This window comes from Pseudomonas sp. FJ2-5-13 (assembly GCF_029201605.1).
GTDB classification, from domain to species: Bacteria; Pseudomonadota; Gammaproteobacteria; order Pseudomonadales; family Pseudomonadaceae; genus Aquipseudomonas; species Aquipseudomonas lactis.
In genome coordinates this window covers 3,670,287-3,694,407 of sequence record NZ_CP104045.1, presented here as the reverse complement: position 1 = coordinate 3,694,407, position 24,121 = coordinate 3,670,287, and the positions used below count along the sequence as shown (strand labels likewise).

The 24,121-nt window shown below is 59.4% G+C and carries 17 protein-coding genes; 7 read left to right on the top strand and 10 right to left on the bottom strand.

Going from position 1 to position 24,121, the window contains the following annotated elements; all coding sequences use genetic code 11:
* Positions 1-13 precede the first annotated feature (13 nt).
* From N2A98_RS16145 to N2A98_RS16135, 3 genes are all read left to right on the top strand, one after another.
* Positions 14-778 carry an enoyl-CoA hydratase-related protein gene (locus tag N2A98_RS16145; RefSeq protein ID WP_032896566.1) on the top strand — a complete coding sequence of 255 codons (765 nt, stop codon included), beginning with the start codon at positions 14-16 and terminating at the stop codon, positions 776-778.
* 119 nt (positions 779-897) lie between these two features.
* Positions 898-1,980 (top strand): catalase family peroxidase, encoded by a 1,083-nt coding sequence (locus N2A98_RS16140; protein WP_275622323.1) that lies wholly within the window; start codon positions 898-900, stop codon positions 1,978-1,980.
* Positions 1,977-2,516, top strand: coding sequence for a cytochrome b (locus tag N2A98_RS16135; RefSeq protein WP_078803376.1), 540 nt, complete (start codon positions 1,977-1,979; stop codon positions 2,514-2,516). The genes N2A98_RS16140 and N2A98_RS16135 overlap by 4 nt, the downstream gene beginning before the upstream one ends.
* Before the next feature lie 52 nt (positions 2,517-2,568).
* On the opposite strand, the gene N2A98_RS16130 is transcribed toward N2A98_RS16135, so the two are convergent.
* Together N2A98_RS16130 and N2A98_RS16125 are read right to left on the bottom strand one after the other, a co-directional pair.
* The gene (locus N2A98_RS16130) at positions 2,569-3,720 is read right to left on the bottom strand and encodes a M14-type cytosolic carboxypeptidase (protein WP_044274661.1); all 1,152 of its coding nucleotides are present in this window, start codon (positions 3,718-3,720) and stop codon (positions 2,569-2,571) included.
* A gap of 464 nt (positions 3,721-4,184) precedes the next feature.
* A complete protein-coding gene (locus N2A98_RS16125) occupies positions 4,185-4,535 on the bottom strand; it encodes a DUF3077 domain-containing protein (RefSeq protein WP_171905479.1) in 351 nt (116 codons plus the stop codon).
* Positions 4,536-4,665: 130 nt separating this feature from the next.
* Between N2A98_RS16125 and N2A98_RS16120 the strand changes: the two genes are divergently transcribed.
* Positions 4,666-5,301, top strand: a complete 636-nt coding sequence (locus N2A98_RS16120; RefSeq protein ID WP_044274660.1) for a S24 family peptidase — start codon at positions 4,666-4,668, stop codon at positions 5,299-5,301.
* Here the strand turns inward: N2A98_RS16120 and N2A98_RS16115 are convergent.
* From N2A98_RS16115 to N2A98_RS16100, 4 genes are all read right to left on the bottom strand, one after another.
* Complete coding sequence (locus tag N2A98_RS16115) at positions 5,298-7,223, bottom strand: acetyl/propionyl/methylcrotonyl-CoA carboxylase subunit alpha (RefSeq protein ID WP_275622322.1); 1,926 nt, start codon at positions 7,221-7,223, stop codon at positions 5,298-5,300. The two genes, N2A98_RS16120 and N2A98_RS16115, sit on opposite strands and share 4 nt — an antisense overlap.
* Positions 7,220-8,026 carry a gamma-carboxygeranoyl-CoA hydratase gene (locus N2A98_RS16110; protein WP_044274658.1) on the bottom strand — a complete coding sequence of 269 codons (807 nt, stop codon included), beginning with the start codon at positions 8,024-8,026 and terminating at the stop codon, positions 7,220-7,222. The genes N2A98_RS16115 and N2A98_RS16110 overlap by 4 nt, the downstream gene beginning before the upstream one ends.
* Positions 8,027-8,159: 133 nt before the next feature.
* The gene (locus tag N2A98_RS16105; protein WP_275622321.1) at positions 8,160-9,767 is read right to left on the bottom strand and encodes a carboxyl transferase domain-containing protein; all 1,608 of its coding nucleotides are present in this window, start codon (positions 9,765-9,767) and stop codon (positions 8,160-8,162) included.
* 11 nt (positions 9,768-9,778) lie between these two features.
* Positions 9,779-10,942 carry an isovaleryl-CoA dehydrogenase gene (locus N2A98_RS16100; protein ID WP_032896578.1) on the bottom strand — a complete coding sequence of 388 codons (1,164 nt, stop codon included), beginning with the start codon at positions 10,940-10,942 and terminating at the stop codon, positions 9,779-9,781.
* 150 nt (positions 10,943-11,092) lie between these two features.
* On the opposite strand from N2A98_RS16100, the gene N2A98_RS16095 reads away from it, so the two are divergent.
* Together N2A98_RS16095 and N2A98_RS16090 are read left to right on the top strand one after the other, a co-directional pair.
* Positions 11,093-12,730, top strand: a complete 1,638-nt coding sequence (locus tag N2A98_RS16095; protein WP_275622320.1) for an AMP-binding protein — start codon at positions 11,093-11,095, stop codon at positions 12,728-12,730.
* Between the two features lie 98 nt (positions 12,731-12,828).
* Positions 12,829-17,535 carry an NEL-type E3 ubiquitin ligase domain-containing protein gene (locus N2A98_RS16090; protein WP_275622319.1) on the top strand — a complete coding sequence of 1,569 codons (4,707 nt, stop codon included), beginning with the start codon at positions 12,829-12,831 and terminating at the stop codon, positions 17,533-17,535.
* 548 nt (positions 17,536-18,083) lie between these two features.
* Here N2A98_RS16090 and N2A98_RS16085 read toward each other — a convergent pair.
* The 3 genes from N2A98_RS16085 to N2A98_RS16075 form a co-directional block, all read right to left on the bottom strand.
* Entirely contained in the window at positions 18,084-18,983 is a 900-nt protein-coding gene (locus N2A98_RS16085) for a hydroxymethylglutaryl-CoA lyase (RefSeq protein WP_044274655.1), read from the bottom strand.
* 16 nt (positions 18,984-18,999) lie between these two features.
* Entirely contained in the window at positions 19,000-19,392 is a 393-nt protein-coding gene (locus tag N2A98_RS16080) for a MerR family DNA-binding transcriptional regulator (RefSeq protein ID WP_032896584.1), read from the bottom strand.
* Between the two features lie 710 nt (positions 19,393-20,102).
* Positions 20,103-21,038 (bottom strand): LysR family transcriptional regulator, encoded by a 936-nt coding sequence (locus N2A98_RS16075; protein WP_032896586.1) that lies wholly within the window; start codon positions 21,036-21,038, stop codon positions 20,103-20,105.
* Between the two features lie 151 nt (positions 21,039-21,189).
* Here N2A98_RS16075 and N2A98_RS16070 point away from each other — a divergent pair, with 151 nt between their 5' ends.
* Positions 21,190-22,419: an acyl-CoA dehydrogenase gene (locus N2A98_RS16070; RefSeq protein WP_032896588.1), complete on the top strand. Its 1,230-nt coding sequence runs from the start codon at positions 21,190-21,192 to the stop codon at positions 22,417-22,419.
* A gap of 130 nt (positions 22,420-22,549) precedes the next feature.
* Here N2A98_RS16070 and N2A98_RS16065 read toward each other — a convergent pair whose 3' ends face one another.
* Positions 22,550-23,881, bottom strand: coding sequence for a phosphate ABC transporter substrate-binding/OmpA family protein (locus tag N2A98_RS16065; protein ID WP_275622318.1), 1,332 nt, complete (start codon positions 23,879-23,881; stop codon positions 22,550-22,552).
* Between the last annotated feature and the right edge of the window lie 240 nt (positions 23,882-24,121).

Below are 24,121 nucleotides of genomic sequence, written 5' to 3'. Positions count from 1 at the left end.
GTTGGAGATGCCTATGAATGTTTTAATGGAACGTCATGACCGCGTAGTCCTGATCAAGCTCAACCGCCCTGAGGCCAAGAATGCGCTGAGTTCGGCGATGATGAAGGAGTTGATCGGCCATTTGGCTGCAGTGGACCAAGACCTTGGGGTCGGGTGTGTGGTGATTACGGGAACCCGCGAGTTTTTTGCGGCAGGGGCCGATATCAAAGAAATGAGCGGCAAATCCTATCTGGACATGCTCAACGAAGACTACTTCGCCGGCTGGGAGGGTTTCACCCGTTTGCGCACCCCCACGATTGCCGCAGTGACAGGCTATGCGTATGGCGGCGGCTGCGAACTGGCGATGATGTGCGACATGATTTTCGCCGCTGATACCGCCACTTTTGCCCAACCAGAAATCAAGCTGGGGGTTATTCCGGGGATGGGGGCGACCCAACGTTTGACAGGGTTGATTGGCAAGGCCAAGACGATGGACCTGGTATTGACGGGGCGGCCAATGACCGCCCAGGAAGCCGAGCAGGCGGGGTTGGTGTCTCGCGTTTACCCGGCCGCGAACTTACTGGATGAAGTACTGGCAGTGGCGGCACAAATTGCCTCCTTTTCTCGAACGGCCACCCGCGCAGCACGACAGGCGGTGGAGCAATCCCTGGAGGTCGGCTTGCACGAAGGTGTGCGTCAGGAGCGTAGGTTGTTTCATGGCCTGTTCGCCACGCCTGATCAGCAAGAAGGCATGCAGGCGTTTCTTCGCAAACGACAGCCATTGTTTAACCAGCGCTAGAACGGAGTGGATCTACCAGCGCGTCTACTACAAAAAAACTACAGTGAACGGGGAATAAGCCTACGTGAGATTCGTCTCATAACACTTTTCCCCTGCGGCCACTGGCCCTGGAGTTTTTTATGGTTGATCACTCTTTACCGCCGCGTCCGCCTCTTAGTACCGCCAGCCTGCTGGTCAGGCTGGCGTGTATTGGGGGCTTAGTGGCGGTGGTGGTAGGGGCATTTGCCTACGTCAATGGCACGCTCGACCCACAACGTCTGCGGCCAAAGACCTTGGTCAATGCCCTGGAAACCAATAACGGCGTGCATCCGGGCTTTCGCCGTAACCATGCCAAGGGCGTGTGCGTGGCAGGGTATTTCCAGAGCAGTACCGAGGCCCGTGCGTATTCCAGTGCTCAGGTGTTCAGCGAGGCCAAGACCCCGATCATTGGCCGCTTTGCCTTGCCCAGCGGCAACCCCTACGCGCCGGACAGCAGTGTGCCGATTCGCAGCTTTGCCGTGCAATTCAGCCAGGCCAACGGCCAGCAATGGCGTACAGGGATGAACAGCATGCCGGTGTTCCCGGTAGGCACGCCCGAGGCGTTCTACCAGTTGCTCAAGGCCGGTGCGCCAGACCCGGCCACGGGCAAGCCGAACCCCTCGAGCATGCCGGCGTTTTTTGCCGCACACCCCGAGACCGCGCCGTTCCTGGCCTGGGTCAAGACCGCCAAGCCATCGGCCAGTTACGCGACTGAAACCTATAACGGCATCAACGCGTTTTACTTGGTGGCTGCCGATGGCACACGCCAGGCCGTGCGTTGGGAGGTGATGCCCCAGAGCCAGGACGCGGCGGGTGATACCGCCCCTGCGGGCAGTGACTTCCTGGAGCAGGATTTGGTACGACGCCTGGCTGCCGGGCCGTTGCGTTGGCAGTTGAACATGACCCTGGCCAACCCAGGCGACCCATTGGATGACGCGAGCAAAACCTGGAGCGGCGCACACAAGGTGCTCAACGCTGGCACCCTTGTGCTGCAAAGCAGCCAGCCCCAGGCAGACGGCGATTGCCGCGATATCAACTTTGACCCGCTGATTCTGCCCAGTGGTATCCAAGCCTCCAACGACCCCTTGCTGGCCGCACGTTCGGCCGCGTATGCCAGTTCGTACCTGCGCCGGGCCGGTGAAGTCAGCCCGTTGCACAGCGCCCCTCAGGAGTCGAAGCCATGAATGCTCAACCACGGTTCTTTGCGCCCCTGGCGCGCGTGCTGCACTGGCTGATGGCGTTGATGATCATCGCCATGCTGTTTATCGGTGCGGGCTTGGCGGCGTCAGTGTCGGAGCGTCATGAGTGGCTGATCCACCTGCACAAGCCGCTGGGCATTGCGATTCTGGCGCTGGTGATCGTGCGCCTGGCGGTACGTTTCTCGACGCGCCAGCCGCCGTTGCCAGCGGATTTGCCGGTGTGGCAAAGGCTGGCAGCCAAGGCTTCCCATGTGCTGTTGTACGCCTTGATGCTGGTGTTGCCGCTGCTGGGTTGGGCGATGATTTCAGCGGCCGGTGACCCGGTGATGCTCAGCAGTAACCTGCAACTGCCCGCGCTGGTGGGGGCGAATGCGCCGTTGTTTGCGTTGTTGCGCAAGGCTCACGGTTATTTAGCCTATCTACTGTTTATCACTGTGCTGGTGCATCTGGCGGCCGCGTTGTTCCACGGTCTGATCCGCCGCGACGGCGTCTTGCAAAGCATGACCGGCAGTAAGGATTGACCGCTTTTTGTGGCGAGCAAGCTCGCTCGCCACAAAGAGCTTGTCACAGGGGTTAGCGCAAACGCTCGACGATATCAGCGACGCTGCTCAACACGTCCTTGCCCAACTGTTTCGAACGATCGCCTGACCAGCCAGTTCGCAGGTTGGGTGCGTCGTCGTTGTCCTTGAAGGGCATTTCCAGGGTCAGGGACAGGCAGTCGTACTTTTCTCCCACCGCGTTGCAGGCCAGGGTCATGTTGGCTTGGCCGGGCAGGTCGCGGGTGTAGCCGTGGGTGGTCTGGAAGTCCCGGGTCAGGTGGCTCAAATGGCTGCGGAAGTGTTTTTCCAAAGCTTCGATACGCGGGGTATAGCCCGGGTTGCCTTCGCAGCCGGCGGTGAACACGTAGGGGATTTCTTCATCGCCGTGGATGTCGAGGAACATATCCACGCCGTATTTTTCCATCTGTTGCTGGACGAACAGGACTTCGGGGCTGAGTTCCTGGCTGGCGCTTTGCCAGGCGCGGTTGAGGTCCTGGCCCATGGCATTGGTGCGCAGGTGGCCATGGAAGGCGCCGTCCGGGTTCATGTTCGGAACCAGATACAGATCAGCGACGGCCAGCAGTTTTTTCAGTTCGTCGTCGCCGTCCTTTTGCAGGCGCTCAATCACGCCCTCCATAAACCATTCGGCCATGTGTTCGCCGGGGTGCTGCTGGGCGATGATCCACACCTTGCGCCGGCCTTCGATCCCTTTGCCACGGCGCAGCAGTTGGATATCGCGGCCTTCAGCGCTCTTGCCGGTGGCCAGCAGGGTGACCCCGGCGTACTTCAGAGCTTGCTCGATCAACCAGTCATGGCGTTCACGGCTGTAGGGTTCGAAGTAGGCAAACCAGACGTGCTTTTGCCGGGTCTGGAGGGTGATGTGCAGGATCTCGCCATCAAAGCGCGTCGGTACCCGGAACCAGTTGATATGGTCGTAGGACGCCACGGCGTTGTAGCCGCTCCAGGCATTTTTGTAAGACGAGCGCCCGGCGTTGCTCAAGCGAAAGGTATGGGTGTGCCCCACATGCATGCCTTCGGCCTTGAAGTGGAACCATTGGTAGTGATCGCTGCGGGTGTCGGGTTTGATTGCCAGCAACAACTGATAGGCGTCACTGGCATCCAGGACCTGGATGTTGCCGCTGTCGAAGTCGGTGCTGATCTTGATGGAGGTCAAGGCCACGGTCATAGTCTGGTTGCCTGAATATGAGTGATGTGGCGGCTATCTTACACAGGGGTTCGGTAAAACCTGGATGCAAAAATTGTTGCAGGGGAGGGGGCGTCATCCGTGACGCCGCGGCAGCTTAGAGTCTATGAGATTGATTCTCAAGCGCTAATTCGCAGATATACGGGCTAGAGCGTTCGGACGACTTTCTTTGAGCGATAGTCTTTTGCTACCATGCGCGCCATCAAGCAACACACAGTCTTCATTAGCCTGAAGCCACGCCAGGGAAACTGGCAAAAAAAAGACCCGGCCAAAGAGCCGGGTCAAAAACCGTGATTAGCCTGATGAGGAGATATTCCAAGAGTCCGACCTAAGGTCTCTTGGTCTATCGACTGATCTCGCGATCAGCTGAGCCCAATAATAATCATTATCATTTGCAAGTCAAATGTTTTTATCCGTGGGATAGAAATATTTTTCTTTCGTGCCTGCTACGCGTTTGCCGCCGCCCCTGGCGCCTGCAACGACCGCTCCACCATCGCTTTCGCCATATCGATCAAATACACCACCGAAAACGCCAGATCACGCTGGTTGCCTTGATGGCTGCACGCCGATTCGTAGGCGGTAGCCGCTGCACTGCGCAACAAGTCCGAGGCGTGTATCAGGGCTTCCTCCTGGCTCACTTCGGGTTTGATCGCGAACATGGCCCCGTCCGAGGCCGGCGTCGACCGATTTTCTTTCAAGTAGTAGTCCAGTGCGCGCTGGGCCGCGCCACTGCTGCACATGTCGTTTACTTCAGTCAGTTCGGATGTTTCGGGCGTTGGGTGCGTGCGGGTCGTCATAAGCGGCAGTACTCCGGTGGGTGTCGAAATCCTTGGGCTTGATGATAGTACGTATCGTATTCCTGTCGTTTTATGGATTACTACAAACTGTTTATTGCCCGCAAAAATGGGCGCCGTATTGTGATGCGCCATGGATAACTGGATAGCGTTGGTCAAAGCCAACATGAAAGACCGCAAGGTCACGCAGGATGAACTGGCGCAGCGCCTGGGCATGTCCCAGGGCGGCATCGGCCATTGGCTCAATAAACGCCGTGTGCCGAGCCTGGCGGACATGAACCGCGTACTGGCCGAACTGGGGTTGGGGTATTTGGAGGTGGCGCTGGAGATTCGTGAACGGGCCACGCAAGCGCCTGAACTGCAAGCGCACTACAACCCGTATTTCCGCTACCCGGTCAGCGACTGGAAGCAGGCCTGCGAGCTGCGTGAAGAGCGGGCACCTTATAGAACCGAGCGCTACGAATTGACCGATTACCACGCTCAAGGTGAGGCATTCTGGTTGCCGGTGACAGGGGACGCCATGACTGCGCCCACGGGCATGAGCATTGCGGCTGGCATGATGATCCTGGTTGACCCGGCCATACCGCCCGAGCCCGGCAAACTGGTGGTGGCCCAATGGGCCGGTAACCCCCACGCCACCTTTCGCCAATTGCAGGAAGAGAGCGGCCAGCACTACCTGGTGCCGCTCAATCCCACTTACCCCAAGGTGTTGCTTACCGACGGTTGTCGCCTCCTGGGGGTGGTGGTGCAGGCCACGGCGAAGTTCTAGTCGGCCGTTTCAAGCTCCACCAACGCGCTGCCTTCGGCCACCATTTCACCTTCCTGGCAGAACAGCGCCTTGACCACCCCGGCGTGGGCCGCACGGATGCTGTGTTCCATCTTCATGGCTTCGAGTACCACCAGTTGAGTACCAGCCTCAACGGTTTGACCCACTTCTACGAGTACTCGCACAATGCTGCCGTTCATGGGGGCGGTGAGGCCGCCTTGATGAGATTGATTGGCCCCGACCGCCGCAATCGGATCGAACAGGCTGACGGCATGCATCTCGCCTTCCCAGCGCAGGTACAGGCTACCTTCATTGCGCACCGCCAGATGGGCACGGCGCACGCCCTGGTGTTCAGTCAGCAATTGTTCGCCGCATAACTGCGCTGAGTGGTCGGCCAGTGTCATCAGCCGATCCTGTCCATTGCAGCTCAGGTGCAGCGACACCTCGGCAGGCAAGCCCGCACGAAAGCCCTGGTTATTTGCCCAAGGCCCATCACCCACCGGCAAGCTCTGCATAAACGCCGCGCCCGCCGCCTGCCAGAACTCATCGTTCAAGGCCCCTGGCGTCGGCAACAGCTCATCCTGATAGCGCGGAATAAACCCGGTGTCCAACTCGGCCGCGGCAAACGCAGGGTGCCCGATGATGCGGCGCAAAAAGCCCAGGTTGGTCTTGAGCCCGCCGACTGCAAACTCATCCAGCATGCTCAATAAGCGCAGGCGCGCCTGTTCGCGGTCTTCGCCCCAGGCAATCAACTTGCCGAGCATCGGGTCGTAGAAGGGCGACACGCTGTCGCCTTGCTCGACGCCGCTGTCCACGCGGCGCCCAGCGCCAGGGCGGCACTCGCGGTACAGCGCCAGGTGCCCGGTGGCCGGCAGAAAGTCATTGGCCGGGTCTTCGGCATACAGCCGCACTTCAATCGCATGACCGTTCAACGCGACCTGTTCTTGCGTGATCGGCAGCGCCTCGCCCTGGGCCACCCGAATCTGCCAGGCCACCAGGTCGAGGCCGGTAATCGCTTCGGTCACCGGGTGCTCGACTTGCAGCCGCGTGTTCATCTCCATGAAGAAAAACTCGCCACGGGCATCCAGCAAAAACTCCACCGTGCCCGCGCCGACATACCCGATGGCCTGGGCAGCGCGCACGGCTGCTTCGCCCATGGCCTTGCGCTGCTCCACACTCAAGCCGGGCGCCGGGGCTTCTTCCACGACCTTTTGATGGCGCCGCTGGATCGAGCAGTCGCGTTCATTGAGGTACAGGCAATGGCCATGTTGGTCGGCAAACACCTGAATCTCCACATGCCGCGGCTTGAGCAGGTATTTCTCCACCAGCATCTGCCCGTTGCCGAAGGACGACAACGCCTCACGCTGGGCGGAAGCCAGGGCTTCAGCCAGCTGGCTGACGTCCTCGACCACCTTCATGCCCTTGCCACCGCCACCCGCCGTGGCCTTGAGCAGCACCGGGTAGCCGATACGGTCACAGGCGGCGCGGAAGGTCTCCAGGTCCTGGGCCTCGCCGTGATAACCCGGCACAAGGGGTACGCCAGCCGTTTCCATCAGGGCCTTGGCCGCGGATTTGCTGCCCATGGCGTCGATGGCCGAGGCGGGCGGGCCGAGGAAGATCAGGCCTGCCGCCTCGATGGCCCGGGCAAAGCCGGCGTTTTCTGAAAGGAAGCCGTAGCCGGGGTGAATCGCCTGGGCGCCGCTGGCGTGGGCGGCGGCAATCAGTTTGTCGATTTGCAGGTAACTGTCGGTGGCTTTGCTGCCGCCCAGGTCGACGCGGATATCGGCTTCACGGCTATGGCGGGCATCGCGGTCGATGGCGCTGTGCACGGCTACGGTGGTCAACCCCATGGCCTTGGCGGTGCGCATGACCCGGCAGGCGATCTCGCCACGGTTGGCCACCAGAACGGTGGTGAGTGTGCTCATGAACGCGGCTCCTGGTCTTGCCAACTTGGCGCACGCTTTTGCAGAAACGCGCGCAAACCTTCCTGGCCCTCGGCGCTCACCCGAATGCGCGCAATGGCGTTTTCGCAATAGCGGCGCAGCGCGGGGGTGAGGGCACCGTTGCCCACTTCACGCAATAAATCCTTACTGGCACGCATGGCCGCCGGGCTGTTTTGCAGCAGGTTGGCGACCCACTGGTCCACCTGTTGATCCAGAGTCTCGGCCGGATAACTTTCCGCCAGCAAGCCGATCTCCCGTGCGCGTTGGCCGCCGAACCGCTCGGCCGTCAGTGCATAGCGACGGGCAGCGCGTTCGCCGATGGCCTGCACCACGAACGGGCTGATCACCGCCGGTGCCAGGCCGATACGCACTTCCGACAGGCAGAACTGCGCATCATCGGCGCCGATGGCCATGTCACAACAACTGATCAGGCCCAGCGCGCCACCGTAGGCGGCGCCTTGTACCACCGCCAGCGTGGGGATTTTCAGCTTGGACAGGTTGTACATCAGCTCTGCCAGTTCCCGGGCGTCGTCCAGGTTGGTGTGGTAGTCCAGCTCGGCCGACTGCTGCATCCAGGCCAGGTCGGCACCGGCGCTGAAGTGCTTGCCACGCCCGCGCAGTACCAGGAAACGCAGGGACGGGTCGCCTTGTACGCGGTCAAGGGCCAGGATCAGCTCGCGGATCATCTGGGCGTTGAACGCGTTGTTCTTGGCTTCACGGCTGAGCCACAGCGTGGCAAAGCCACGGCGGTCGGTGATCAGTTCGAGGGTGTTGAAGTCGCTCATGCAAGGAGCTCCATGATAATGAGAGGCCTCCTGTAGGAGCGAGCTTGCTCGCGAAGATCGTCAACGATAACGCGGGGCTTGAGAATGACCGCGTTGCCCTGAGGTTCTTCGCGAGCAAGCTCGCTCCTACAGGTTACATGCGGAACACGCCGAAGCGGCTCGGCTCGATGGGGGCGTTCAGTGCGGCAGACAAGGCCAGGGCCAGCACGTCGCGGGTCTGCAGCGGGTCGATCACGCCGTCATCCCACAAGCGCGCGCTGGAGTAGTAGGGGTGGCCCTGGGTTTCATACTGGTCGAGGATCGGCTGCTTGATCGCGGCTTCCTCCTCGGCACTGAAACCGTTGCCGGCGCGCTCAGCCTGTTCGCGCTTGACCTGCCCCAGTACCCCGGCGGCCTGTTCGGCCCCCATCACGCCAATCCGTGCGTTGGGCCACATCCACAAAAAACGCGGGTCGTAGGCGCGGCCACACATCCCATAGTTCCCCGCACCAAAGCTGCCACCGATGATCACGGTGAATTTCGGCACCTTGGCGCACGCCACGGCGGTGACCAGCTTGGCGCCATGCTTGGCAATGCCGCCGGCCTCGTACTTCTGACCGACCATGAAACCAGTGATGTTTTGCAGGAACAGCAGGGGAATTCCGCGTTGGCAGGCCAGTTCGATAAAGTGCGCGCCTTTTTGCGCGGCTTCGGCGAACAGGATGCCGTTGTTGGCCAGGATCGCAATCGGGTAGCCATGCAAATGCGCAAAGCCACACACCAAGGTGGTACCGAACAAGGCCTTGAATTCATCGAACACCGAGCCGTCCACCAGCCGTGCGATGACTTCGCGCACATCAAAGGGTTGCTTGGCATCCGCCGGGATCACGCCGTACAGCTCGTCGCTGCTGTACAACGGCGCCACCGGTGGGCGTTGCAGCAGCTCACCTTGCTTGCGCCAATTGAGGTTGGCCACGCTGCGCCGCGCCAGGGCCAGGGCGTGTTCATCGCTGTCGGCATAGTGGTCGGCCACGCCGGAGACCTTGCAATGCACATCGGCACCGCCCAGGTCTTCGGCGCTCACCACTTCACCGGTGGCGGCCTTCACCAGTGGCGGGCCGGCGAGGAAGATGGTGGCTTGCTGGCGCACCATGATCGCTTCGTCGGCCATGGCCGGCACGTAGGCGCCGCCGGCGGTGCACGAGCCCATCACCACGGCGATTTGTGGAATGCCCTGGGCGCTCATGTTGGCCTGGTTGAAGAAGATCCGCCCGAAGTGCTCGCGGTCGGGGAACACCTCGTCTTGGCGTGGCAGGTTGGCGCCGCCGGAGTCCACCAGGTAGATACACGGCAGGCGGTTCTGCTCGGCGATGGTCTGGGCGCGCAGGTGTTTTTTAACGGTCAGCGGGTAATAGGAGCCGCCTTTGACCGTGGCATCGTTGGCCACGATCATGCATTCGACGCCTTCCACGCGGCCGATGCCGACAATCACTCCGGCCGCCGGGACGTCTTCGCCATACACTTGGTGAGCGGCCAGTTGGCTCAGCTCCAGAAACGGCGAGCCCGGGTCGAGCAGACGGTTGATGCGCTCGCGGGGCAACAGCTTGCCGCGAGAGGTGTGGCGCTCCTGGGCCTTGGCGCCGCCACCTTGGTGGACGTGGGCGAGCAGGCTGTGCAGGGCGTCGACCTGTTCAAGCATCGCCGCGCGGTTAGCGGCGAATTCCGCCGAGCGCGGGTTGAGCTGGGTGTGCAGGGTGGCCATGGTGCACTCCTTCAGCGGGTTTCGTTGAACAGTTCGCGACCGATCAACATCCGCCGAATCTCACTGGTGCCCGCACCAATTTCGTAGAGCTTGGCGTCACGCAGCAGGCGCCCGGCGGGGAATTCATTGATATAGCCATTGCCGCCCAGAATCTGGATCGCATCCAGGGCCATTTGCGTGGCGCGCTCGGCGCTGTAAAGAATCACGCCCGCGGCGTCCTTGCGTGTGGTCTCGCCGCGCTCGCATGCCTGGGCCACCGCGTAGAGGTAGGCACGGCTGGCGTTGAGTTGGGTGTACATATCGGCGACCTTGCCCTGGATCAGCTGGAACTCGCCGATGCTCTGGCCGAACTGCTTGCGGTCGTGGATGTAGGGCACGATCAAGTCCATGCATGCCTGCATGATCCCGGTAGGCCCACCGGAGAGCACCACGCGTTCGTAATCCAGGCCGCTCATCAACACTTTCACGCCGCCATTGAGCACGCCGAGGATGTTTTCTTCGGGTACCTCGACATCGTCGAAAAACAGCTCGCAGGTGTTGGAGCCGCGCATGCCCAACTTGTCGAATTTGTTGCTGCGGCTGAAGCCTTTCCAGTCGCGCTCGACAATGAAGGCGGTGATGCCGTGGGGGCCTTTTTCCAGGTCGGTCTTGGCGTAGATCACGTAAGTATTGGCGTCCGGGCCGTTGGTGATCCAGGTCTTGCTGCCATTGAGTACGTAGTGGTCGCCGCGCTTGTCGGCGCGCAGTTTCATCGACACCACGTCAGAACCGGCATTCGGTTCGCTCATGGCCAGGGCGCCGATGTGCTCGCCGCTGATCAGCTTGGGCAGGTACTTGAGTTTTTGTGCGTGGTTGCCGTTGCGGTTGATCTGGTTGACGCACAGGTTGGAGTGCGCGCCGTAGGACAACGCCACCGAAGCCGAGCCACGGCTGATTTCTTCCATGCTCACCACATGCGCCAGGTAACCCAGGCCGGCACCGCCGTACTCCTCGGGCACGGTGATGCCCAGCAGGCCCATGTCGCCGAACTTGCGCCACAGGTCAGCGGGGAACAGGTTGTCGATGTCGATCTGGGCCGCGCGCGGTGCGATCTCCTTGGCCACGAAGGACTGCACCTGGTCGCGCAGCATGTCGATGGTCTCGCCGAGGGCGAAGTTCAGGGACGGGTAACTCATGGACAGGCACCTTAATGTGAGCTTTGTTGTTGTGTGGGCGGGGCGCGGGAGGAGGGCGCTCACCTTTACGTTAACGTAAGCTTGCGTTACGACGCTGTCAATCGTAGTTTACGTATACGTCAACCTACAAAAAAGATAACAGGGGTCGTTATGGATCAACCGCACCCGAGCTACAGCCGTGGCTCCCAGGACAAGACTTTGCTGGCCATGACCATTGGCCAGGCATTCGATCACACCGTCGCGCAGCATCCACAGGGCGAAGCCTTGGTGGTGCGCCACCAGCAGCGGCGCTACACCTGGCGGCAACTGGCCGAGACGGTTGAGCTGCACGCCCGCGCATTCCTCGCCCTGGGTATGCAAACCGGTGACCGCCTGGGTATCTGGGCGCCTAACTGTGCCGAGTGGCTGATCTGCCAGGTGGCGAGCGCCAAGCTCGGGGTGATCCTGGTCAATATCAACCCGGCTTATCGCAGCAGCGAGTTGGATTACGTGCTCAAGCAGTCGGGCTGCCAATGGCTGGTATGCGCCGGTTCGTTCAAGACCTCTGATTACCACGCCATGCTCCAGGCGCTGGAGCCCCAGCTGCGCGGCCTCATCAGCCTCGACCCCAGCCCGCCGCCGGAATTCATGCCCTGGTCGCAGTTGGCGGCCCTTGGCGCCGGCGTGTCGCCCGAGCAACTGCACAGCCGCCAGGCCAGCCTGCATTTCGATCAACCTGTGAATATCCAGTACACCTCCGGCACCACCGGCTTCCCCAAGGGCGCCACCCTCAGTCACCACAACATCCTCAATAACGGTTACATGGTCGGTGAAAGCCTGGGCCTGACGGCAGGGGATCGTCTGGTGATCCCGGTGCCGCTGTATCACTGCTTCGGCATGGTCATGGGCAACCTCGGTTGCATCACCCACGGCACTACCATGATCTACCCCAATGACGGTTTCGACCCGCTGCTGACGCTGAGCGCCGTCGCCGAAGAAAATGCCACCGGCTTATACGGCGTGCCGACCATGTTCATCGCACTGCTCGATCACCCGCGCCGGGCCGAGTTCGACCTGTCCAGCCTGCGCACCGGCATCATGGCTGGGGCGACATGTCCGATCGAGGTGATGCGTCGGGTCATTCATGAGCTGCACATGAGTGAAGTGCAGATCGCCTACGGCATGACCGAAACCAGCCCGGTGTCGCTGCAGACCGGCGCGGATGACGATATCGAACGGCGTGTCACCACCGTGGGCCGCACCCAACCGCAACTGGAAACCAAGATTGTCGACGAGGCTGGTAACACCGTGGCGCGCGGCATGATCGGTGAGCTGTGCACCCGGGGTTACAGTGTGATGCTCGGTTACTGGAACAACCCTGAGGGCACCCGTGAAGCCATCGACGACGCCGGCTGGATGCGCACTGGCGATCTGGCGACCATGGATGATCAGGGTTACGTGTGCATCGCCGGGCGTAACAAAGACATGATTATTCGCGGGGGGGAGAACGTTTACCCCCGGGAGCTGGAAGAATTTTTCTTTACTCATCCGGCCGTAGCGGACGTGCAGATCATCGGTGTTCCAGATGAGCGTTACGGCGAAGAGATTGTTGCCTGGATCAAGTTCCATCCCGGGCAGGTGGCCAACGAGCTGGAGCTATTGAGCTGGTGCAAGGACCGTATCGCCCATTTCAAGACGCCCAGGCATTTCAAATTCGTGGATGAGTTTCCGATGACGGTAACGGGCAAGATCCAGAAATTTCGCATGCGGGAGATCAGCATAGAGGAGTTGGCGTCTACTCGTGGCTGAGGGAGGGTTTAATCGCGGTGTGGGGTATGTGGATACCCCTCTTTGATGGAGCAATGATCGGATATTGATTGTTTGTTCTGTCAAATGGAATTCGGTAAATGAGCGATCTTGATCAACGCGATAGCAGTCAGTCGGGGGCGGCGCAGAGTGTGCACGCGAATGTCATACTGGATCGGGTGCCATCTTGGTATGACGGCGCTACTGCCAAGCACAAAAAGGCATTCGCTGAAACACAGTTAGTCGTGCCGCAGTGGTATACAAATTTATCGCCGCAGAGAAAGTTGGTCGTGACGACGGCCTATACGCGTAGTTTTAGAGCACTGAACAAGCTGGATGCAAAGTTCAGTAAAATGCAAGGTGCTGTGACGTTCTGCGAGCCTCTTCTAGTGGCGGCAATGAAAGAGGAGTTTGGTGAGGATTATGATGTCAGGCGGCTGTTTTTTGCGCGCAAGGTATTTGTGCCTGCTGATCGCTCAAAAGTCTTTGGTCTGGAGGCCACTGGATATTGCCGCTATGAAGGCGTCAGTTTAATCGAGGCCGCGTTAAATAACTTCGCGACCGAAGAGACGCTTGAAGTGGCTGACAAGGATGCCAGTATCATCACACGGTACGATTTTCACGAGCGGTCTCTTGCATTTAATGAGGCCGAGGTCCTCGCTCGTAAAACTCCGATAAAACCCTCCTTGTTTGCAAGTCTGTGCAGAACGTTGGATTTAGGCGCGCAATACTTGAGGTATGTTGAGTCGTTTGTCAGCCCCGTCGATACACCCAACTTAGCTGCGGGTACCTCGGCAAGAGCCCTTCGTCACCTGATGATTGGCGCGACCATGCAGCAGTTGACGTTCGCCGCCGAAGTGGCGCTTGAGCGCCGGCACATCAAGAAAGAGGCCTACCAACTGATACAACAGTTGGTGTGGCATCAGAAGGAGCTGATGTGGCTGGGAAAAACAGTCAGTTGTTCATGTTTGAACGTGTTGGGGCAGCCGTTGGCGAAAATTATTGTTATCGGTCATTTGAATATTTACCCCGTGCACGGTGTATTTGTGTACAAACGCGAACCCTGTTTAGTATTCATTCCGGGAGATCCTGTTTGCATGCTAAAGGAGTACGAAGGCTTAAATGACTTCAAAGTCGATTTGGTGGAGCGATTATGCCAAGCGGATTACCGGCTCTTTTTCAGTCAGTTCGTTCCGCACGCGAGCCGGTCACAATTTTTTACCAAACTGAAGCGGCACCTTGATCCCACTGACCAATTTTCTGAACTTAAAAATTTTGATGCCAACAAGAAAGACATAAAAACATTCACCATGGGTTACGGGCTGCGTCTTTCGTTGTTGTGGCAAGACTATGCTCGGCAAAACGTCGATCTCATGCTCAATAACGCCCAGGCGATCGCCGTTTCCACCGATGCGGCAGAGGTGCGTGCGCGTAACGCGTGGCTGCTTAAGTTAGGCAGCACGGCTCTGAATGTTTTGAACGTGGCAGTCCTTGTCTTTCCAGAACTGGCGCCCGTCATGTTGCTGGTTGGCGCGGTGCAAATGTTGCATGAGATCGGCTCAGGTATAGAGGCGTGGGAAGAGGGGGATAAAAAAGCCGCATGGGCCCACGTTTCAGCCATCGTCTTCAATGCGGCAACAACGTATGTGGGCGCCAAGTTGTTACCGCTTGTCAAGACAGCATTTGTCGAGAGCCTGGCCCACGTGCGTTGCCCTGACGGCAATATCCGGCTGTATTCTCCTGACCTCAAACCCTACCAGCGACAGGTCACACTGCCCGATGGGCTCTCAGCCAATGAGCATGGCTTATATGAACATGAAGACGGCTTATACCTGCGGGAAAACCATACGTATTACCGGGTGGAGAGGGTAGGGACCAGCAATGACTATAAAATCCTGCACCCGGACAACGCGGCAGCTTACACCCCAAAGGTAAGCCGTACGAGCGCTGGCGCTTGGGCCCATGAGCATGAAAGCCCGCTGACACTGACCGATTCGCAGTTGATGCAGCGGCTTGGCCCGACAGCAGAGCGTTTTGCAAATGAACCCCTCAAGCTTGAACGCATTGTGCAAATGTCTGAAACCAATATGGACGCTCTGCGCAAAATGCATGCAGATCAGTCACCACTGCCTGCCCTCCTGGCCGATACCTTGAAGCGATTGGAAATGGACAGTGCAGTGGCGCAGGAACCCAACACGGTCAGCGCCTCACAAAGGGCGGCGCACCTGTCTGAGCTTTTCGCTCAACGCTATGCCGCTGCCGAGAGCGCAGGCAGCGAGGCCGCAAGGTTGATCAAGCGTGTGTTTCCCTCGCTTCCCCAATCCGTTATTGAAGAACTGTTGAACGCTGCCAACTCTGCAGAAATGAGGAGTCTCACCGAACACAATCGCGTGCCGTTGCGCCTGGCGGAAGAGGCTCGCCATTATCAACAGCAAGTGCGTTTGGCGCGGGCTTACGAAGGGCTGTACCGCAAGACCCTGGGTAATGACGATACACAACGCATGGTGCTGCACAGCCTGAGTAAGCTGCCTGGTTGGCCCAGCGACCTGCGCATCGATATCGTCGAGCGGCTGCCCGTAGGGGAGCGTCTGCTGGATTCATTGGGACCTGCGCATGCGGCCGTCAAGCGTCGCTTTATCAAGTTTGGCTCCCAAAATCTTTATGAAGTCCAAGACGATAAGTTTGCGATATTGAGTTCGCAGGCGGATATCTATGGGGCTGTCCAGTCGGCGGTTTCGCCCGAAGATTGGAGGGCGATGAAATTGACCGCTCATGATCGTGGCGCGAGCCTGAAACAGGCGCTGGAGCACATGTCGCTGATGCCGCGCGATGAACTGCGCAGGCTGTTAGGGATGCAGCCTGTCAAACCACGCTACAAACCGCCAATGCGTCTTGCCGATGGCCGCATGGGTTACCCGTTGAGTCCGGTAGTTGGCGCGGGGCGTCGGCCTTATGCGTGTGAAAGGGCAGCGATAGATCTTTATCCGTCACAGTCCATTGAGGAGGTGGAGCAAATGTTGGGGTTGCAAGGCGTCAGCGATATTGCGTTCCTGGCAAAAATGGAAGCACTCAATCGCGAGTTTACGCAACTCAAGACCGACCTGGACGCTTGGCGCGACGCAGGAGAGCAGCAACAACGCAGGGCCCGAGGTCGGGTCGCCAATACACTCAAAGACGCATGGCAGCGTAGGTCATCGCAACAAGCCCAGGCTTCCGAGCAGGAGGGGATGAAATACATCCTGCGCTTGGCCGATGAGCAAATTGGTGAGTTACCTCCGATTACGGCGAACATGGATCATGTGGACTGTCTTGATTTATCGAGAATGTATCTTTCGGACGCATCCTTGCCCTTTTTGAATGGGTTTGGCGGTTTGCGCTGGTTGGATATCAGCTACAGCAACTTCACGCGTTTGCCGGAGTTCGCCAAGGGTGGCGCGGGTCTGACCACGCTCAATTTGAGCGACAATGACATACGGCTGACGGGGCAAAGCCAGGCACGCCTCCAGGGCATGCGGAGTTTGACCACACTGAATCTCTCCCACAACCGTCATTTGGGATGGGCCGCCGACCTGAGCAACATGCATGATTTGAACCGGCTCAATCTGGCGAATACCGGAACGACAACGTTCCCCAGAGGCGTCGAACATCTGAATAACTTGGCCTGGATCGATCTGCATACAAACGCGATGACTGAATTGCCTCAGTACGCCCTCGATCATCCAAGTCGAATCAGTGTGCATGATAATCCTATATCGCAAGAGCGCTTTCCCGATGACCACGTCACCCTCGTCGAGGGGCGCAGGTTATGGCTGCACGATTCTCCCGCAGACATGCAAACCAGTCGCGGCGATATGTGGGACCAGCTCAGCTCCAGTCCTCAGGCTGAGGCGTTTTTCGCCGTGGTGGCGGACACGACACGTTGCGCAGAGTACGTATCCGGCGCCACTCGACCGCAGTTGGCCGAGCGCGTCTGGGACATGATTAAAGCGGTCTATGAGAATCAAAAGACCCGTGACGTATTGTTTAAGTCCGCTGATGGCCGCGCTACCTGTGGTGACGGAAGCGTACTTGAGTTCATGAAGCTGGAAACTGAGCTGTTAGTAGAACAGTCGCGTGAGAGGGTTGGGGAGCATGAAGTAGAAGCGACCTTTATCAGCACTGGCGAGCGGCTTTTTCGCCTGAGGTTGGTGGATATCATCGCTCAGCGTGATGTCGAGGCGCGAGGGCCCGACTTTGCGGAGGAGACCGAAGTTGTTCTTGCGTATCGCACCGGCTTGGCACAGCGGCTGAATTTGCCGATCAAAACCTTCGAAATGCTCTATCGCCAAACCGCGGGTGTGAGCTCAGAGACACTTGATGCTGCTTATCTAAAAGTGCTTGAGGACGAAAAAAACATGAGCGAAAAGAGTCGTTTTTTTGTAGACATGGCGTTTTGGAGGAAGCAGCTTCGCACCCAATATACACAGGAACTCAACGCCCTGACGGCCACCGATTTTGAGTTGATAACTGAAACGCGAGAGGCGTTGGAAGAGGTGACGGAACTGCAAAAAAGCCAGGGTCGTCCTGTAGATCAAGAGGCAAAGCGGGTGTGGCAGCGGGACTACGACGAAGCGATTGACAGCGTTGCTAACCTGCTGGGTAAGAACCGGGATGAGATTCTGACCGACGGTTCCATGACCGATGCTTTTTATAACCAGCAAATGAGACAACTGGGGGCGCAGCGACAAGCCAAGGAGACAGCGGCGATGCTGGCCCTGACGGTCACAGTGCTTAACAATTTCTCAGCGAAGAAGGTGGCATCCGCGTAAGTCAAAAAGTGCGAGCAGCACAAAGGGGACCCGAAGGTCCCCTTTAATTTGTCGTTGCGTGCTCTTTTTTTATTATTGAGGGGCGGCCTGTTGTTGTTTTTGGTAGCCGTGGCCCGTACCGCTTTTTTTTGCGACCCCCATCCGGGGTCAAGAGCAAACGTATTTTTTTGAACGCTGACCTGCTTCTTCGTAAACGATCCAACCAGTGGGTAGCTACCTGAGGTAGTTTTATTTTTCTCTATCCGGTTGCGGGTTGCGGCATGCCGTACCCTGGGAAGCACATCTTCTCCAAAAAAATCTGTTAGCTGCGTCTCTGCCGTGTTGTTTTTGTTATGTCAGAGTCGTTTCGTCTTATTTTTATTAGGTTTGGCGCTTTTTATTCTTGTTATGCCATAGAGATAGCAGAAGGCGTGCCAACTTTTTAAAAGCCTTTGAAATCAATGGTTTGGTTTTTTGGTCGGCATTTTCGTTCAGTCGGTGCGGCCGATTTTGTTCCCGCGTTACCCGTTATGCAGGGGCGCGGTAACACATTGTCACAGCTGTGCTACTTACCCGGCGTTACGTACCTTCGCCACGCGGGACCCGGTTGGCCGTCCCAGCACCTGGCTGATCTGCTGGCCGGCGCCAATCAAGCGTTCCAGGTCGATGCCCGTGTCGATACCCAGGCCGTTGAGCAGGTACAACACGTCCTCGGTGGCGACGTTACCGCTGGCGCCTTTGGCGTAAGGGCAGCCGCCCAGGCCGGCGATAGAGCTGTCGAACACCGTGATGCCCTCCAGCAGGCTGGCATAGATGTTGGCGATGGCCTGGCCGTAGGTGTCGTGGAAATGCCCGGCCAGCTTGTCCCGTGGCACATGCGCGCCGACCACTTCGAACAGGCGCCGGGTAGCGCCCGCCGTGCCAGTGCCGATGGTGTCGCCCAGGGACACTTCATAGCAGCCCATGGCATACAACTCGCGGGCGACCGCCGCCACTTGCTCCGGGGCGATCTCGCCTTCATAGGGGCAACCCAGCACACAGGACACGTAACCGCGTACGCTCACGCCGTGCTGCTTGGCCGAGGCCATGATCGGCGCGAAGCGCTCCAGGCTTTCGCTGATCGAGCAATTGATATTGCGCTGGGAAAACGCCTCGGAGGCCGCCGCAAACACCGCGACTTCCTTGACCCCGGCCGCCAGCGCATCCTCGAAGCCGCGCAGGTTCGGTGCCAGGGCGCCATAGGTCACACCGGGCTTGCGCTGGATCTGCGCAAAGACCTCGGCGGAGCCGGCCATTTGCGGCACCCACTTGGGTGAGACAAAACTGCCGACTTCGATGTAGCTCAAACCGGCGGCGCTCAAGGCGTCTACCAGTTGGACCTTATCCGCCACGCTGATGGGCTGGGCTTCGTTCTGCAAACCGTCGCGCGGGCCGACTTCAACCAGGCGTACGTGGGAGGGGAGAGACATGGCAGTTACCTTCTGGTCAATGGCCGGCTTGGCTGATGGTCTGCGCCAGGGCCTGGGTGCAACGCTCTTCAGCGGTGTCCAGTTCCAGCTTCATCTGTTCGATATCCAGCAGTTGCTGTTCCAACTGCTCACGGCGTTCGGCAATCTTGGCCAGCATGCTGTTAAGTTGGATCTGATTGCCGCCGGTGGGGTCGTAGAGTTCGATCAACTCGCGGCATTCTGCCAGGGAGAAGCCGATGCGCTTGCCACGCAGGATCAGCTTGAGGCTGACCTTGTCGCGCCCCGAGTAAATGCGCTCCTGGCCCCGACGCTCCGGGGCCAGCAAGCCTTGCTCTTCATAGAAACGAATGGCGCGGGTGGTGATGTCGAGCTCGCGGGCGAGGTCGGAGATGCTGTAGGTGGTGCTCATGGCAGTGCTCAAGAAAGTCTTGGCGCTAAGCTAATTACAGGTTGACGTAAACGTCAAGGGCCGCTGCGCAGCCCATCGGAAGCAAGCCCACAGACATAGGTATCTACACAACTTCTGGGCTGTAGCAGCAGACGGCAACCACGATGCGAAGCGAGCCGCTCTTGATCTTGCTCTGCTTTTGATCTTAGGCGCCCCGTCAAACCACGCTGGCCGGAATTCGACAGGGATTTGGGGGGTAAACCGGCAGGGATGCCGGTTTAGCCGCCCCGCGCCATGGATGGCGCGTGGCGGCGGCCCCCCAAATCACTGGCGGATTACGGGCACACCGAGCCCAAGCGAGGTGCCGAGTGGTGGGGCAAGAGCGTTTTGCTTACTTTTGCGCTTTTCAAAAGTGAGCCGCTGTCAGAGCGGAACCCTAAGTGGCCGTTACCTAAATAACGGATATGTACCCAATCCAACTATGTGGACTGTCAGGCCGCCTTCGCGAGCAAGCCCGCTCCCACAGTTGGATCGTGCGGTGTCAGCTAGATTGGCGTCGGCTGGCAGGCCGTTATCGCAGGCAAGCCAGCTCCCACATTTGGATCACGGTGCTTCAGCTAGATCAGCGTCGGCTGGCAGGCCGTCACGAGAGCAAGCTCCCTCGCCACGGGTTCGGCGTCATACCGAAGTTGTGTAGATACCTAGGCGCTCACAGGGGGAGCCCTTCAACTTCAAGCCTGTTGTTTATCCAACTTCTTTTCCTGAGCCGTCACCTGCTGGCACAACTCGATCATCTGTTCACGCATCCAGCGGTTCGCCGGGTCCTGGTCGGTGCTTTCGTGCCAGTACAAATGGGTTTCCACCGGCGGCACGTTGTTGACCGGCAGATGGAACCAGTGCAGTTCATGACGGCGGGCGAAACGCTCGGGCACGGTCATCACCATGTCAGTCTGTTGCAGCACCTGAGAGGCCATCAGGTAATGCTGGGAACGCAGGGCAATCTTGCGCTGGATGCCCATCTTGCCCAGGGCCAGGTCCACATAACCCAAGCCGTTGCGACGGCTGGAGATATGGATATGGGTCAGCGACAGGTAATCATCCAGCGTGAATTTGTCCTTGCCTGCCATCGGATGGCCCTTGCGCATGGCACACACGTAGCGGTCTTCCATCAGCTTGACGTGACGCACCTGCGGGTCGGTGTTGAGCGGCGCATCCACGGCAAAATCCAGGCGCCCGGCCGCGAGTTCCTTGGTGGTTTCGCGGCGTTTGGACAGGAAGCTCTCGATCACCACCGTCGGCGCCAGGCGACGCAGGCGCTGGAACAGCAGCGGCAGGATCACGGCTTCGGTCAGGTCGGTCATGCTGATGCGGTAGGTCTTGGCCGCCTGCTGCGGGTTGAAGATGCGGCTTTCCTGCACCGACACGCGCAGCAACGACAACGCATTGCGTACCGGGCCGATGATGTTCTGCGCCATCGGCGTAGGCACCATGCCTTGGGCAGTACGCACGAACAGCGGGTCGTTGAAGGTCTCGCGCAACCGCGCCAGGGCGTTGGACACCGCCGGCTGGGTGATACCGACAATCTGCCCGGCGCGGGTCAGGTTGGCTTCGGTGTAGATCGCATCGAAGACGATGAAGAGGTTGAGATCGACCTTGCTCAGATTCATTTCGTTGCGCTCTTATTGTTAGGTGCTCATACGCCGATCATATATCGGTGATGAATGTTAATACACGCCGAGAATAGGCTAGGTAAATTATCAGCGCTGTTCTAGCATCGAATGCATGACCTAAACAACCTCTCAGAGAAGGGAGCTGCTCATGGATTTCGCCTATTCGCCCAAGGTTCAGGAACTGCGTGAACGCGTCACTGCGTTCATGGACGCTTATGTCTATCCGGCCGAACCGGTGTTCGAACGCCAGGTCAGCGAAGGTGATCGCTGGCAGCCCACGGCGATCATGGAAGAACTCAAGGCCAAGGCGAAGGCCGAGGGTTTGTGGAACCTGTTCCTGCCGGAATCCGAGTTGGGTGCCGGCCTGAGCAACCTTGAATACGCACCGTTGGCGGAAATCATGGGCCGCTCGTTGCTGGGCCCGGAGCCATTCAACTGCTCCGCCCCGGACACCGGCAATATGGAAGTGCTGGTGCGCTACGCCAACGAAGAGCAGAAGCAGCGCTGGCTCGAACCCCTGCTGCGCGGCGAGATCCGCTCGGCCTTTGCCATGACCGAACCGGATGTGGCGTCCTCGGACGCCACCAACATGGCCGCCCGCGCCGAACGCCAGGGCGACGAGTGGGTGATCAACGGCAAGAAGTGGTGGACCTCCGGCGCCTGCGACCCGCGCTGCAAGATCCTGATCTTCATGGGCCTGAGCAACCCCGATGCACCGCGCCATCAGCAGCACTCGATGATCCTGGTGCCGGTCGATACCCCCGGCGTGAAAATCCTGCGGCCGCTGCCGGTATTCGGCTACGACGATGCGCCCCATGGCCATGCCGAAGTGCTGTTCGATAATGTGCGTGTGCCGTATGAAAACGTATTGCTGGGCGAGGGTCGTGGTTTCGAGATCGCCCAGGGCCGCCTTGGTCCAGGCCGCATCCACCACTGCATGCGTTCGATCGGCATGGCCGAACGCGCATTGGAGTTGATGTGCAAACGCTCGGTCAGCCGCACCGCGTTCGGCAAGCCCTTGGCGCGGTTGGGCGGCAATATCGACAAGATCGCTGACTCACGCATGGAAATTGACATGGCCCGCCTGTTGACCTTGAAGGCTGCGTACATGATGGACACCGTGGGCAACAAAGTGGCGAAAAGCGAAATCGCCCAGATCAAGGTGGTGGCGCCGAATGTGGCCTTGAAGGTTATCGACCGCGCGATCCAGATGCACGGCGGCGCCGGGGTCTCCAACGACTTCCCGCTGGCCTATATGTATGCCATGCAACGCACCCTGCGCCTGGCCGACGGCCCGGACGAAGTGCACCGCGCGGCGATTGGCAAGTTTGAGATCGGCAAGTATGTGCCGCGGGAATTGATGCGCGGCGGGCAGTAACACCGCGTCGCCTGTATTCGCGAGCAAGCCCGCTCCCACACTGGACCGCATTCTCATGGTGGAAATCGGCCAAGTGTGGGAGCGGGCTTGCTCGCGAAGAGGCCAGTGCCCACCACGCAAAACTCAAGCCTCAGTACACCCAAACCTCCACCCGCCGATTCTTGATCCGGCCCTCATCCGCCGTATTGGCCGCCACCGGCATCTGCGCGCCAAACCCGCGAATATCCTTGAGCACCACGCCGCTCTTGACCAGCTCCCGGCGCACTGACATCGCCCGCAATTTCGACAACAAAGCTGCACGTTGTGGGTCATTCTTGGTGTCGCCAAACCCCACCAGCGTCACCTGTTTATCCAGCTTGCCGTGGCTTCTGATATAGGCCACCACCCGCTGCACATCCTGGCGCGCCTTGTTGTCGAGGCTGGCGCTGCCCTCGTCGAAGCGAAAATTCACTGTCAGGCGCTGAGCGTCACGGGCGATGGCCTGGTAGTCGTCGGGCATCGACGGGCGCGGCGCCACGCCAATCGCTTGCACCTGCTGGGCGATAAAGCCATTGGCGGCCACAATCGCCTGGCCCTGGCTGCCTTGGGTAAAGTCCACCAACGCCTTGGCCCACGGGTTGGGGGAAGAGGGCGGCAAGTAGAAGAGCAGTCGGCGTGACAGCGGGTAGTCTTCGGTGGCGATCAGGCTGGTCAGCGGCAACATGGGTTGGGAGTCGCCATCGACAATCGCCACCGCCTTGGCCTGGCGCACAGAGGGCAGGCCGATAAAGCCAATGCCTTGCGGGTCCTTGCTCACCGCATCGGACAGCTGTTCGCTGGATTCAAAGCGCTTGGCCGACGGCGCGAGGGGTTGGCCGCGGCGGCTCAGCACCAATTCCCGGAAGGTGTCGAAGGTGCCGGATTGATCATCCCGGGCATATAAATGAATGGCCCCGCCTGTACCGCCCAGTGCCTCCCAGGTGCTGACTTCGCCGTTGAAGATCTGCGCCAATTGTTCGGTGTTCAGGGTACTGAGCGGGTTACGCGGGTTGACGATAATTGCCAGGCCATCGATGGCGATCACATGCTCGGCGCCTGGGCTTTTCAAGTCACCTAAGGGGGCGAGGTCCACCAGCTCGTTGTCTTTGATCGGGCGGGACGCTGCGGCGAGGTCGGCGCGGTTGTTTTTCAGCGCCGTAAAGCCGGTGCTGGAACCGTGGGCCGCGACCTCGATGGTGACCGTCTGGCCTTGGCGTGTCTTGCCGACCACGCGCTGTTCATTGGCCCCCGCACCCGCTTCAGCGTGTACGTCCTGCAAGCCCTGATGCTCCATCAAACCCTTGACCAGCGCCGGGCCGAGTGCCGCGCCGATGGTGTTGGAGCCCTGGATGCGCAGGGCCGAGCCTTGGTCGGGAATGGGCAGAGGGGCGGCCACGGCGGGGAGGGCGATTGCAAAACACAGGAACAGAACGCGCAGCATCATGCCGGCACCTTCTCAAGCCAAAGGGAGTGCCGCAAGATTAAGTCAGTTGGATTGCAGCCATATGACCGACACAACACGGTTCAAGCTGTGGGAGCTGGCTTGCCTGCGATAGCGGCCTGGCAGCCGACACCTATCTACCTGACACCCCCGCGATCCAATTGTGGGAGCGGGCTTGCTCGCGAAGGCGGCCTGGCAGGTAACACAGTTGGATGGTGTACATATCCATTGCTGCGGTAACGG